At 39.8% G+C, this 13,947-nt stretch carries 11 protein-coding genes; 7 read left to right on the top strand and 4 right to left on the bottom strand.

Annotated elements, in window-relative coordinates; translation table 11 throughout:
• The first annotated feature begins 259 nt into the window (after positions 1 to 259).
• Both ACMZOO_RS00685 and ACMZOO_RS00680 read left to right on the top strand, forming a co-directional pair.
• Positions 260 to 2,359 (top strand): TonB-dependent receptor plug domain-containing protein, encoded by a 2,100-nt coding sequence (locus ACMZOO_RS00685; RefSeq protein WP_440904764.1) that lies wholly within the window; start codon positions 260 to 262, stop codon positions 2,357 to 2,359.
• Positions 2,360 to 3,583 carry a cadherin repeat domain-containing protein gene (locus ACMZOO_RS00680; protein WP_440904763.1) on the top strand — a complete coding sequence of 408 codons (1,224 nt, stop codon included), beginning with the start codon at positions 2,360 to 2,362 and terminating at the stop codon, positions 3,581 to 3,583. It abuts the gene before it with no gap.
• A gap of 24 nt (positions 3,584 to 3,607) precedes the next feature.
• Here the strand turns inward: ACMZOO_RS00680 and ACMZOO_RS00675 are convergent, their stop codons facing one another.
• The gene (locus ACMZOO_RS00675; protein ID WP_440904761.1) at positions 3,608 to 4,354 is read right to left on the bottom strand and encodes an alpha/beta fold hydrolase; all 747 of its coding nucleotides are present in this window, start codon (positions 4,352 to 4,354) and stop codon (positions 3,608 to 3,610) included.
• Positions 4,339 to 5,364 carry a DUF2817 domain-containing protein gene (locus ACMZOO_RS00670; protein ID WP_440904759.1) on the bottom strand — a complete coding sequence of 342 codons (1,026 nt, stop codon included), beginning with the start codon at positions 5,362 to 5,364 and terminating at the stop codon, positions 4,339 to 4,341. The genes ACMZOO_RS00675 and ACMZOO_RS00670 overlap by 16 nt, the downstream gene beginning before the upstream one ends.
• 457 nt (positions 5,365 to 5,821) lie before the next feature.
• Between ACMZOO_RS00670 and ACMZOO_RS00665 the strand changes: the two genes are divergently transcribed.
• The 5 genes from ACMZOO_RS00665 (at position 5,822) to ACMZOO_RS00645 (ending at position 9,951) form a co-directional block, all read left to right on the top strand.
• The gene (locus ACMZOO_RS00665) at positions 5,822 to 6,454 is read left to right on the top strand and encodes a hypothetical protein (protein WP_440904758.1); all 633 of its coding nucleotides are present in this window, start codon (positions 5,822 to 5,824) and stop codon (positions 6,452 to 6,454) included.
• A gap of 84 nt (positions 6,455 to 6,538) precedes the next feature.
• On the top strand, positions 6,539 to 6,910 hold the full coding sequence (locus tag ACMZOO_RS00660; RefSeq protein ID WP_440904757.1) for a hypothetical protein: 372 nt from the start codon (positions 6,539 to 6,541) through the stop codon (positions 6,908 to 6,910).
• Positions 6,911 to 7,051: 141 nt separating this feature from the next.
• Complete coding sequence (locus ACMZOO_RS00655) at positions 7,052 to 7,441, top strand: hypothetical protein (protein ID WP_440904756.1); 390 nt, start codon at positions 7,052 to 7,054, stop codon at positions 7,439 to 7,441.
• Between the two features lie 144 nt (positions 7,442 to 7,585).
• Entirely contained in the window at positions 7,586 to 9,262 is a 1,677-nt protein-coding gene (locus ACMZOO_RS00650; protein WP_440904755.1) for a hypothetical protein, read from the top strand.
• A gap of 83 nt (positions 9,263 to 9,345) precedes the next feature.
• Entirely contained in the window at positions 9,346 to 9,951 is a 606-nt protein-coding gene (locus ACMZOO_RS00645; protein WP_440904754.1) for a hypothetical protein, read from the top strand.
• Between the two features lie 195 nt (positions 9,952 to 10,146).
• Here the strand turns inward: ACMZOO_RS00645 and ACMZOO_RS00640 are convergent, their stop codons facing one another.
• Both ACMZOO_RS00640 and ACMZOO_RS00635 read right to left on the bottom strand, forming a co-directional pair.
• Positions 10,147 to 11,313: a XylR family transcriptional regulator gene (locus tag ACMZOO_RS00640; RefSeq protein WP_440904753.1), complete on the bottom strand. Its 1,167-nt coding sequence runs from the start codon at positions 11,311 to 11,313 to the stop codon at positions 10,147 to 10,149.
• Between the two features lie 99 nt (positions 11,314 to 11,412).
• Positions 11,413 to 13,929 carry a glycoside hydrolase family 3 protein gene (locus ACMZOO_RS00635; protein WP_440904751.1) on the bottom strand — a complete coding sequence of 839 codons (2,517 nt, stop codon included), beginning with the start codon at positions 13,927 to 13,929 and terminating at the stop codon, positions 11,413 to 11,415.
• Positions 13,930 to 13,947 lie beyond the last annotated feature (18 nt).

The following is a 13,947-nucleotide window of genomic DNA, read 5'->3' as shown; positions in this document are numbered from 1 at the left end:
CATGCCTTGTACTAAAAACGCTGTGAGAGCTCTGAAACATGCATCTTCAAGTAGCTTGGGTATATATAGTATGGGAAGGGATTAATTACAGGTAGATGTATTTCTATCGCATTGTCAGCCCGGATACCGGCCTATTTTTGCTATAACCAGAGAGCGGTGGGCTGTCTAGGGAAACGGAATATTTCTACTATTTATGCAGTAAGGATAATACTGCAATGCCCTCACCTTTCTCTGCTATTGTTCAGCTGCAGAGGTTTTCATGTTTTTTCGCAATGCCAATAAAGTCGGCACTATCTATAATAGGACAACAGCTTGTTTGTTGGCTGCGTGTCTTCCCGTTAGCTTTGCAATTCAAGCGACAGAAAACCCGATTGAAGTCATTAAAGTAGAACAACAAAAACTTCACGCTACAGGCAATTACCAAAAAATAGATCGCCAAGCCATTTTAGAAGTAGGCCAAACTGCGGCCGATGTTTTAAAAAAAATAAACGGTATTCAAATTCGCTCTGTTGCTGGTTTAGGTAATCAAACCGAAGTTTCAGTGCGCGGCTCTACCAATAAACAAGTACAAGTGTATATAGATGGCCAGTTGATTAATGATAGCCAGTTTGGTGGTTTTGATTTAAACCAACTTCCAGTGGAACAAATAGACAGCATTGAAGTTTCAAAAAGCCAAGCCTTGGGCACAGGTAGCACTCCAATCGGCGGTGTTATTCGCATCAATACTTTTGACCCGACTAAAAATCAAGTTCGTGTTTCCGGTGGAATTGGTTCATTTGGTTATGAGCAGTTCAGTGCTTTGGTTAGCCATAATGTTGCAGGTCATCAAGTTAGTGGTAATTTATCTTACACCTACTCTGATAATGATTATGAGTACTTAGTGGAATCTATTTATGACAAGGACGCTGATGAACTAGATGTCGCTGTGTCTGGTATAGAAAAGTCTCGCAACAATCAGTTTAAAAAAGTCAGTTTATATTTAAACGATAGTTTTGTTGTCGGCAGTCACAAAGTTAAAGCCTCGTTGCAATATGGTGAACAAGATAAAAGCATCCCTAATTATCAGTTTAATCTAGCTACAAATAAAACAAGTTTAAGCTCTGTTACTAAACGTCTAGCAGTAACAGACGATTGGCTGATCGGCGGCAATTGGTTTGATAGCTTGGAAATTGAAAGTTATTACCAAACTAAGGATGAAGTTTTTCACGACAAACGAAAACATGCTGACACAACTCAGCCTGATATTGATCGTAAATATTATTACTACGACGATAACTACGCGGTTAATTTTACTGCTGAAGTCAACTTATCTGCACTGTTAGCAAACTTAAGTGCCACCCCATACTTAAAACTAAACAAACAAGAGTTTGAGTCACACTCCTATTTAACTGACGAGCAAAGTTTATGTAATGGCATTAGCGCTTGTGATGTGATTGCTAACCAAAACACCTTTGAGCTAGGAAGTAGATTTGAATGGAAGAATGATTCAGCGACAACTGCGTGGCATTTATTATTTAATCATCAACAACAAACTAATAGTAACGAAATAAAACAACCAGTTAGTGATAATACAGATCATTTTAGTGATAAAAAATTAAACCATACAAACTTTACCTTTGAAGTTGGACTGGTGAATTCAAGTTTAACTGTATTTAAGCAAAACTTGGTTGTATCCGGCAATTTTAGTCAAGGCACACGAATGCCGACTTTGTTCGAGCAGTTTGGTGACAGAGGTTTATTAACCGGTAATGACGATTTGTTACCAGAGCAAGCGATTAGTGCGTCATTAAGCTTGCAACAAAGGTTTAGCCAGTTTAATTGGCAATCGAATTTTTATCGTCGCCAACTTGAAAACGCCATTGTTGTAACTTACAACTCAAGTGGAATTGGCAGGTACACTAATGTCAGTGACGCGACCATCATCGGTTTTGAAGGTCAATTCGATTGGCAAATATCGACTAAGTTAACAGCCATGACGAGCCTACATTTGATGGATAGCTTAACTGAATCAGACACTGACGCATACAACCACAAGAAGGTTCCAGCTATTTACCACAACCAATTGCAACTAGGGCTTAGTTATCAAATCAGCGAGCAATTGAAGGCGCGTTTAGATACGGTACACAATTCCGATTTGTACTATAACCGCACAAATCTCATTGAGCCCAACAGGCCGTTAAACCCTAAAGGAGAACCTGCGAGTCAAAAAGTCACAGATCTAAGTATCCATTGGAATAAACGTAACTATTCAGCCAGTTTGTCGGTTTTAAATCTATTCGATAAACAATATCTAGATTTAGCTAATCGCCCTGCTCAAGGGCGTAGTTTTCAAATTAAATTCACTATCGAGGACATATAAGTGTTAAACAAATCACTATTGAATATTGCTATTGCAGCCGCTGCGCTCTCTTTAACTGCATGTTTAGATTCAGGCAGTTCAAATGAACCAGAAGCAAAACCTATCACGCTAGGTGCAGTAGTACAAACTGTCGCTGCAGATTATTCCAGCTCACAAGTAGCACAAATTGATTATGACAAAGATTTAGACAACTATGAATTAACCGACGGTTATATGGTTAAAGATAAATCTGACTACACAGTTGCTAGTCATTTGGATAGCATTTTTCACATAGGTAGAAATAGCATAGATACTGTTGATTTCTACAACAAAGACGATTTAACAACAAACCTGTTAGGTGTCAGTACAAATTTGGCGGTTGAACAAAGTTCGAGCAATCCTTATACATTTGTCACTTTAAATAAAGATAAAGGTTATGTCATTCGTTATGGTGCTGACAAAATATTAGTGGTAGACCCAACGTCTACTTCAGCGAACGACTTTGTATTAAGTACAATCGATTTATCTGCGTACACTGTTGAAGGTTCAGAGCAGGCTTCACCAAATGCCGCTGATGCTGTAATTGCCGACGGAAAACTATTTGTGGTAATGCAGCGCATGCATATTGAGGGTTGGACTTGGACACCAAATACTGCGTATATAGCTGTTATCGACACAGAAACAGATATGGAAATAGAAACCAATGCTGATACAACTGATGCGTTTAAAGGCATACCATTATCTGGGGTAAATCCATTAGGTGGTTCATTGGATGTTTTTGGTGATTATGTCTATGTTGCAGAGCGTTCTTCATACAGCTCAACCGATTTAAGCGAAAGTAAAATTGAAAAAGTACATGTGAAAAACTATCAAGTTAGCGAAGTGATAGCTGCCGACAAAATCGTCAACAATCAAGCGCCAATCAAACAAGCTGTGATAGTTTCAGCAACCAAAGGTTACTTTTACGTATCTGCTGGTTGGCCAGAAGTTTCTTCAATTTACGAATTTAATCCGAAAAACGGCCAAATTGTTAATGCTGACGTAACCTCAACTGCGTTAAATGGCGAAGGTATTGGTTATATGGCTGTTGATAGCAAAAACCAACTTTGGATTAGCGTTTCTTCTTCAGACAATCCTGGTATTGATATTGTCGATACAAGTGATAACTCGCTAGTGACTAACCGTTTAACCACCGAGTTAAATCCCGCTCGTATCGCATTTATTGAAGAGCTATCTGCGGAATAAGTTCTTTCAATAAGTATTGTTAAACTAAGGGGCTACCCAGCCCTTTAGTTTTTCTAACACCCAATCCGCCCTATCCAAAGTTAAATCGTGTCCACCCTGTTCAGTTAAATAAATCGGCAATTGCCATTTTTCCGCAAGTGCAGTTGAACATTGGTAACTGACTAATTTATCTGTTGTAGATGCCAGTAGCTGCATTGGACAATTGGGTTTGTCGGTTAACTTAAACTTAGCAGCGGCTTTAAGTTGCAGTAAAAAGTTTTTAATCGTAACTGGAGCATCTAACGCAATATATTGTCTTTGTTGAATAATGGCGGGTTCGTTATATCGCTCGCTGGTCATTTTTAAAATCAGCTTTTCACGCTCACACGGCTCATTGATAGCCGCTTTAATGATATTGGTGTAGTTGTCGCTGCGCAGCCTTTGGTAAAAAGGAATTAAGCCAGAAACACTGGTGTTTATCAGTGTCATTGATTCAATCTTTCTGATTAACGCCAACTCAATTGCAACCATAGCCCCTAGGCTAATTGCGACAACATGAATATTGGCCTTGGTTAAATTTAACTGGCTTAATTCAGCATTAACAAATTCAGCATTAGCTTTAATACTTGGCAATGATTTCAACAGGTTGTTTTGGCCGTTGCCCGGTAAGTCAATACAAACAATTTGATGCTCTGGAAAAGCTTGTTGCAGCTTAGCGATAAAATCGCCCCAATGGCGCTGCTCTCTAATTAATCCACGCAGCAACAACAATACGTTTAATTGTCGTACCATAGCTGAGTCGCCTTTTGATCCATATTGAGACTTTTACCATCGTACAGCCAGTTTTGGTACGAGGCACAAGCGCGAATAAAAAACTCCATCAAAACTAAGTGTGAACGCAACACGCGTTTAACCCTATGTGGCTTTATTGGATGAAACAAGCCGACTGCTTTTAACAACTGCGCAGGATTTTTACGTACCCAGCGCCACGAGCCCATTTCAAGGGTTAAAGGTAGAAATGTGGTTGGTTGCGCAAGTGATTGGTCGTAAAGGTAATCCCATAAATCACCATGGCACAAATAGTGTTTTGCTTGTGGTTCGAATTTGTACGAATGATAAGGATAAGCTTGAAATAACAAATCGCGTAAATGAAATACTTCACCCAAGTGTTGAATAGGTTGAAAGCGGCTACGAGCGTACGGAAACCAAATTCTGTCGTGTAAACCAAAACCAGAATGGCAATCGAGCGCCAAAGAAAATGGCGAGTTAAAGGTTTCTTTTTGCATGAAATCAACCAGCGCTTGCGCTTCTGCTTGCATTGGCTCACCCGCTTTACCTCTATACCAAGGAATAACCGGGCTAATGCGTTGGCCGCCGACTAAAAAAGCAGTTTGTTCATGGCTATCAACCGGTGCATTACGCATTAAATCAACACTGTTACCATTTGAGCGCCTATGCGTTGCCATGCCAACAGGATTTAACAAGGGAATAAAGTTAAGTCGAACTTGCTCTAATAAATGGTGCAGCGATACATCCCAAGCTAAACGGCCAATAATACCTTCTAAAAAAGCCAATAATACCTGGCTGCCGATGCGCTCTAATCCGTGCACGCCACCAACAAAAGTCATCACGGGTTTACTGGTGTCTGTACTACCTAAACTAATTGCATGAATCGGCAATAAGTGATCTTGATAACTAACGTTAGCCAGCACTTGGCTGTTTAAATGGGGAGAGGCTAGCTCTAATAAATGTTCGAGTTGTCGTAATTCGGGCAACGCACTGTCTACAAACTTCAAATTCACTTAGATCCCTTTTATCTAGCCTAGCGAAAGATTGCAGCATAAGTTTAGGTCAATTTTGTGACATTTGAATGAGGTAACAAAAGTTTAATTACTGTGGGAGAGTAATAATGTCTCGAATTTAACTTTATGTTTATTTATACAGTTATAAATAAAAATGAACCAAAAACTCAAACTATTTCTCGCTTTGTTTTTAACAAGATATTGGTTTGATGGAGGCAATGGAAGGTAACAGCATGATTTTGTTGTTTTTTATAATAATGAATTTACATAACGCCCCTATATTTGGCTCGCTCTGACGGTTGGCTTGCTTTCTTTCCTAAAGTTATTATTGCATTTTCGTTAATCTAAGCTTAAGTTTATGAAATTATTAATTTAAAACGTATTGGAATGGCGTTGTTAGACTCAATGTTGAAAAGTTCTATACGCACTTCTAATGATTAAGCTGTTAGGCATCAGTATGGAAAACTACGAATCTAAATTGCTATCAGTCATTACGGATGAGATGCCGTTAACTAAAGGCTGCATTCCGTATGCTGATTTTTCTTCACTGGTTTCAATAAAGACAGCAGGTGCATACGAACGAGAATTGCGTAAACTTTCTCAAAAGCTCCCTTACAAAACTTCTTCTTGGCCCAGTTTTGGTCAATACAATGAAGACTGGTATAGGGTCGAGGTAGGCGAATTTAAACGTGAGTTGCAATATTGTGAGCGAGGAAGCTGCCAAGTCAGAGAAAGCTGCGAGAATCTTATTGATTTGAGTTATCAAATCTTAAACATTGTTTCTCCTAGTTTAACTCCGCCAGCTTCAAAAATCGCGGAGACTCTTGAGCGAATTAAAGATCAGCGATTGCTAATTTGGTTGCGTATGAGTTCAGAGATATATCATATGTTCCAAATCAACAGTTATTTTGGCATTCGCATGTTAAATGCAAATGTTACATGGATGTGTGAAGAGCTTGTGAGAATGGGAGTTTTCGGCAATACCTCTGATGCCTTCAAAAGCGAAAAGCACATTATCCAAGGCTTAATGCTAAGTGGCTTGCCTAGAAGCACAGCATTAACACTCTATAAGGAGCTGCAAAATGCCTAACAAGCGCATGTTGTCGGACTGGTTTTCCGCTGCGCTCCAAACCAGCCGCAAATACGGGCGTTATGTGCTCTAAAGGTAAATCATATGGAACAATATGAAGAACAACTGGACGTGATAAGAAGAAAAGTTGAACTTGCGCAAAGTGTGTCAATGGCACCTGTTACAGTCTGTTTGCTGGTTATGCTGATTAATATTGATACATCTTTCCCACCTCTCATTTTTCATTCTCTAATAGTAGTCGCTGCATTTATATTTACTGCTTGGTTATATCTTTACATAAGAAAATACAGCGTAAAATGTCCAAAGTGTGGTGATAGTTTTTTCTCAATTAGGCAAACCATTAAAAGTGTGTTCACATTTAAGCGTAGTGTCAATTTTCAAAAATCTTGCTGCCGTTGCAGTCTTCCACTGTCTGGCGTAACTAAAATCGGACAAACGCAAAACAGTAAGAATTGAATAGATCGTTTTAGTGTGCACGCACATTAACACATTAAGGGTGGACGTAAAAAGCTTGGCAGCGCTCATTCTTCGCTTAGTATAGCCAAGCTTTATTGCGCCACTTATTCGGGCGTTATAATTTAAAAAAAGGAATTCGACTTGAAACCGTTATTGAGCATTCTATTTTTTATTTCTCTATCGTTTCCGACTTTTTCGATTGAAATTGATGTAAACAAACTTGAAGGCTTGTGGGGTAACTCGGAAGATGGAGGTAAAACTATTTGGGGCTTTGAGCACTATAAAGTCGACGGTGTTTTAGATAGTTGGGGGGATTATTATTCGTTCAAGTATGTCATTAAAAGTACGTATCAATTAAAAAGAGATAAGGGTAACTTATACAGTTGTATCGTTATTACAGAAACCTCTAACGCAGCAATAATGCCAATTGGAGAAAGCTGGTGCGACCAGGTTTTGAAAATTACAGATACAGAATTTCATTTTAAAAGCACTGACGGTCGAGTCAGTGTACTATATCGACAAAAATTATAACAAAGCAATAATGAATGGGACGCAAAATACCTCTATGAATTGAGGCTAAAGCGGCGACTAAAGAAGCGATTAGCTAAGAAGCAGGCTAGAAAGAAGAAAATTGAAGCTAACAGAGGTCTCACACAAGGATTGAATTTAACGAATATGTCCGAAAAATCAAAAGAAGAAATTGAGTACGAAGGTAGACTTCGTCGTAGGTTAAAAATTCTTCAAGAACAGTTCAAAGCAGGTAAGGTGAAAATTGCTGAGGGCTTGGATGTCGAGAAGAGTTTATTAGCTGTTCGTGTTGGCTCTGATGGAGAGGTCGACTTAGATACAGTTGACGGTCTAGTGAGATCCATGGCGCTTGCGGTAACAGCCATGCATGACCGCGAAGAGCTGAAAAAGGAAGCATCCCTGAGTGAAATACAGAACATGTATTTTACGTTCATTGAGAATAATTTCGGCCATTTCTACGAAATGATGCTGAAGCAAAATCTTACTCCTCACGATGCTGGAACCGCCCTTTCTCGAAATAAGAAAACTATTGATGAAATAACTAAGAATCTAGATGAATTTCTAAGTGTTATTGATCAATTCTGGGAAGGTGTTGGGGAAATAGCTCATATTCACGTTGAGGATATGTATGGGAATATAAAAGGAATATTTGGAGGAGATCTTTTTCCATCGCATGATGAAAATATTGCATCTAAATGTGGAATCTATACAGATACTATTGTTCTGCCAGATCCATTTTTGCGATCTAAACATATATTTGCTAACTATCCCAAAGACAGCCAAGCATATTATTTTATTAAGCATGCTTTAAACATACTTCAGTATAAAGATTTGGCATGTGCGGATGTTGATGCGCCGATTATTGTGATACTCCCAGATCAAGCGGCTCTACAAGAAGACGAGAGAGAGTTTTTTGTATCGCTTGGGAAGGATGATTCCCTGATACATGCGGGTAAACTTTTCGGTAGAAATTTTGAGTCCTTTGATGAGCTAATGGATTTTGCTCAAGAATTGGACACCATTGAAAGAGCGGTAGCAGAAATTGGAGATGCGAATAGAGTCTTATTCGATACGGAATGGAGCGGCGACGTATCATCTCAACTAAATCAAGCGTTGCAAAGCGAGCATTACAAGCCATTTGTAAATTCACCTGGTGTACTTCTGGCTTCTCAAGCTCTGGGAAGAATGACTGTAAGCAATGAATTGCTTATCAAATCCAGAAGATTAAATGGAACTCCTATAATTGATGCACCTACTTCCTGGAAGTACCTGACTTGGAAAATGGAATATGATTCAGAAAGAGCTGAATCTCAAACCGGAGAACACGATTTACATATTGTTAGAGGTCTACAAGACCTAGCAATGAGCGAGATGGAATGGCTGGGAAATATACCTCCTGATGCATTGATAGACATCAGAAAACAAGGTGCCATGGATGATATTAGAGCGATGTTAGGTAACGGCATTGAAGATATCGTAAATTCTAATCCAGCGAACTTTCATCGAAGTCGAGATCAGATTTTCGAGAATATAAATGCTGCTTTCACGCAACATAAAAAGAATATTTCTGAATTAAGAGCAAAGCAATGGAAGTTTGCGGGGAAAGATATGGGCTCTTGGATGGTTATGGGCTCGCTTGGAGTAGCCGCTGCTATCACTGGAATGCCAGTGTGGGGGCTTGCTGTAATTGCTGCAGACCAATTGTTAGATGCCCCAAAACTAAAAGACATTCCTCAATCGATTAGAGATTTGGCTGATGAGTCTAACAAAGTAAAAAAATCACCAGTCGGAATGTTGTTTCGTGTGAGCAAGAAAAATGCTTAACAAAGCGCTGCTGCCGGACAATTTTTCCGCTGCGCTCCAAAATTGCCACAGAGCGCGGCGTTACGCCCATAAGGAGATATCGCGTGTGGAATAAAGTAAAGGTCCATCCATGGGTTGGAAAATTTTATGAGAGCACTGAATTGTTACCTAACAAAACATTGGTTCTTGGTGAGTCAAATTACGCTACCGAAGAAAATTTTGATTCCAATCTAGTTATTGCCTGTATTAAGGAGCATATCGGCGAAAATAGCGATGATAATTTTTCTAGATTTGCAACTAAAATACGAAGAGTAATTCTTGGTCGTGAAACAAAAGTATCTGCTAGAAATTTCTGGGAGAACGCTGCATTTTACAATTTCATTCAATATCGAGTTGGTGAATTAAGTAAACAGCGTCCCACACAAAAAATGTGGGATGACTCAGCTCAAGCGTTTGAAGAATTAATCAACACTATAAAACCAGAGAGAATTCTTGTTTTAGGGCAAGAAAACTGGACAAATTTGCTATCACATATAAATCACACAAAGATTAATGATTTTATGTCGAAATTTATCATCGGAGATAATGAAGTGATTGCCGGGTTTATTGTGCATCCATCAGCAGGTGGTGGTTATTTCACATACAAAGAATATGGGCCAATAGCTAAACATGTCGTGTTAGGAAGTAAGGCATTTTGTGTACAGATGTAAAATGCAGCTTAGTTTGTAAAGCGGATCTTTATATCTTCAGCTTCAGATTTCCGCAATTGGCACTAAGCACACATTCGTCCTAACTCATTTTCGTCCAGAAATGAGTTACAACAGTATGATACTTTAATACTCAGTTGTAGAACGATTCAGACTTGGGAGTAGCAAATAGTATGAAACTTAAGTCCTCTCCTACAATTACGAATAATTGCTCCGATATTGTTTAGGCGTTTCACTAAAGTGTTTTTTGAAAATAGCATATAAATATTGCAGTGATGGATAACCACTTTGCATAGCAACATCATTTAACTCTAAGCTAGTTGTTTTTAGCAGCTCACAAGCTCGGTTGAGTTTTACTTGATGTATTTCGTTGTGCAGTGAATGGCCGCGTTCAAAGGTAAAACGCTTTTCAAGATTAGAACGTGATACACCCACAAAATCGGCAACCTGCTCTACTTTTATCCCTTTACAGGCATTCTGCCGAACAAAATGTAGCGCTTGAATCACATAAGGATCATCGACAGCTTTATAATCGGTTGACGCTCGTTCAACCACGCCTAATGGTTTGATCAGGTGAATTTCTTCGTATCTTTTGCCTTTGTTAAGCATTTTATGCAGTATGCTTGCTGCTTTGTAACCTATATCAACACAGCCTTGCTTGACTGATGTCAGTGAAATTTTGTGTAAATTACGTACCACTTCATCGTCGTCAATACCAACAATGGAAACTTGATCTGGCACCATTAACCCTACCAATTCGCAAGCTTGCAATAAATGGCGTGCTCTTGCATCTGTCACTGCCACAATACCGACAGGTTTAGGCAAACGTAACAACCAACGACCCAGTTCATCCATAGTCGATTGCCAACTTGCAGGTTGGGTTATGCGGCCATTGTAGAAGTCGCATTTATAGCCTTCTCGATTAACTAACTCTTTCATTGCCAGCTCGCGCTCTTTTGGCCAAATAACACCGAGCGGATCTGGCACACCATAAAAGGCAAATTGCGAAAAACCTTTTTGGCGCAAATGTGTGTAGGCCGCGTTTACTAACTCAAAATTATCCGTTGCGACATAAGGTACTTTTGGATAATCCGCTTGGTTTGAATGCGAACCACCTACACCAACAACAGGACGGCTTGAATTTTCTAACGCACGGCGAATTTCTGGATCATCAAAATCGGCGATAATGCCATCCCCTTGCCATGCGTATATTTGTTCAAGCCGACCTCGAAAGTCTTCTTCTAAATATAGATCCCAGTTCACGCCTGTAGTTTGCAAATACATGCCGATGCCTTCTAACACCTTACGGTCGAACACTTTGTTAGCATTAAAAAGTAAAGTAATACTGAATTTATCTTCTGTCATAACTCACACCCACGTTGACGCTCCGAGTTTTATAATAAACGTCCATGTCACTAAAAACGTTTTCACGATTCTATATCATAAGACCAATTATGTTAATAATCAGTTACAGCTTAAGTTTGCGTTACCCGCCTGCAAAATTTGGATATTGGCAAAACTTAACTGGCCTTGGCCATTTGCTTCAATGCTAAACGGAATGTTTACCGCAGCTAATTCTTCTGGTTTGGCAAAACAGCTTAATTTAACGCTGACGTTCATCCAGCCGTGTACCACTAAGGTGCGCAAATGACTGGTCAAATCAAGCGTGCGACGGCAGTTGTTACCACAGTTTAAGACCAACTCAACTTTACCTTGCGGAATTTCGTCTACTTTAATATCGAAAGACAAGATACCGCCTGCAGCATAATCGGTTAAATCAAGAGGTTTACCACCTTCAATTAAAATGCTTGAAGGTTTACCTTGCCATTTCCATAACAAAGCGTCTTCTTGAATGTCTTTGTCTATGGTGGTTACTTGCACTTCGCCATTTGGTAACTCAGCAAACGCACCACTTAGAATTTGTTTGTAGTTGTTTTGGTTAATAAACACATGCCAAGGTTGTAATGGTCTACCTACATACACATCAATTTGACTTGCTGTACCGTCGTCAACCCCTTCAACATCTTCAGGTAGTTCAGCTAAGTTATTGGCATCTTTATAAGTTAAGCCAAAGCCGAATGGGAACAATGGTTGGTAGTCAGCATCGGCAAGGTTAAGTTCATCTTGCAAAGGAGTTGCAGGCCAAGAAAATGACAATTTACCGCTAAAGTCGTACTGAGTTTTGCCTTGTTTGTCCGCTAAAATAACATCGGCAATACCCTCACCTTCACTGCCCGGCAGCCAAGCTGCGACAAATGCATCAGCTGCGTTTAATTCAGGGTTAACCCACATAGGGCGGCCAGAAATAAATACCGCAATAGTTTTAATACCTTGCTGCTTAAATTTGTTTAATAAAGCTAAGCTTTGTTTTTCTCCCGCTTCAAATTCAAGGGTATTTATGTCGCCTTGACCTTCGGCATAAGGTGGCTCACCAAATACAACAATTGCTACATCCGGCTTGCTTGTGTAACTACCATCAAGCGATAAAGTTGCTTTACCACCTGCAGCTTTAATTTGTTTTGCTAAACCTTGGTAGATAGAAGTTGCACCTGGGAATTTATCATTCGCGCCAGTTAAGCCTTGCCATGAAACACTCCAACCACCAGATTGAAAACCTATATCGTCAGCAGCAGGGCCAGCTATGACAAATGATTGTTTTGGCGACACTGGCAATGCTTGATTGTTGTTTTTTAATAACACTAAGCTTTCACGCACTGATTGACGAGCAATGGCTCTGTGCTCTGCTGAACCTGGTGTTACATTAATCGCTTTTGCACGCTCAGACGGTTTTACTGTATCTAATAAACCTAAATGTGCTTTTACAATTAAAATGGCTTTCACCGCTTGGTCTAAGCGTTGCATTGAAATTTCGCCGTTTCTAACTTGCTCAAGCGTGTTGTAATACATGTTTTTCCAGTCGTACGGCACCATAACTAAATCAACACCCGCGTTAATCGACTGAGGGCAAGAATCATTAGTACAACCCGGTACTTGGCCGTGGCCATTCCAGTCGCCTACCACTAAACCGTTAAAGCCCATTTTTTGCTTTAATACTTGGTTTAATAAATATTCGTTGCCGTGCATTTTTTCGCTATTCCACGAAGAAAAACTCGCCATAATCGACTGTACGCCCGCCTCAATTGAGGTGTAATAACCTGGTGCATGCACTTTAACTAATTCGGCTTCGCTCATCACTGAATTGCCTTGGTCGTCGCCTTCTTCAGTGCCGCCATCCGCTAAAAAGTGTTTGGCTGTTGCTAATACACGTGAGCTTGATAAAAACTCATCCGTATTGGCTTTGCCTTGCAAACCTTCAACCATGGCAAAAGCGTAGTCAGCAACTAATTGTGGATCTTCAGAATAACTTTCGTAAGTTCTGCCCCATCTGTCGTTACGAGCAACCGCTACAGTTGGTGAAAATACCCATTCAATACCACTTGCGCGAACTTCTGCTGCGGTAATTTGGCCAATTTTTTCAATTAACTCTGGGTTGCGTGTTGCACCTAAACCAATATTGTGCGGAAAAATAGTCGCACCAGTTAAGTTATTATGGCCGTGAACCGCATCTGTCCCCCAAATAATTGGAATGCCAACACCACCGTCGCTGGTATCTGTAGAAGCTGCATAATAGGCATCAGCCGCTGCCAACCAGTCTTGTGCTTGCGCTTTTTCTTTGCGATTTGGTGTTGAACCACCGCCATTTAAAATAGAACCAATATTGTATTGTTTGGCCTGCTCAGGGGTAATTGCCTGAATTTCAGCTTGCAATATCTGACCTACTTTTTCTTCTACTGTCATTTTGGCTAATACCTGATTAACCTGCTGATTTTTGCTGTCGCTAACGACGACTGGGCTTTTTGCTACCGGCCAAACCGAAGCGTCATCAGTACCGTCAATTTGCGACTTTGATGTACAAGCTTGTGTACTAATTCCAACAACCATTGCGACCAATACCTGTTTGAGTGAAAAAACTTTGTTCATTGATTAAAAAACCTTTAA

This window comes from Catenovulum sp. SX2 (assembly GCF_052056295.1).
GTDB lineage: Bacteria > Pseudomonadota > Gammaproteobacteria > Enterobacterales > Alteromonadaceae > Catenovulum.
This window is presented reverse-complemented; position numbering and strand designations above follow the sequence as displayed.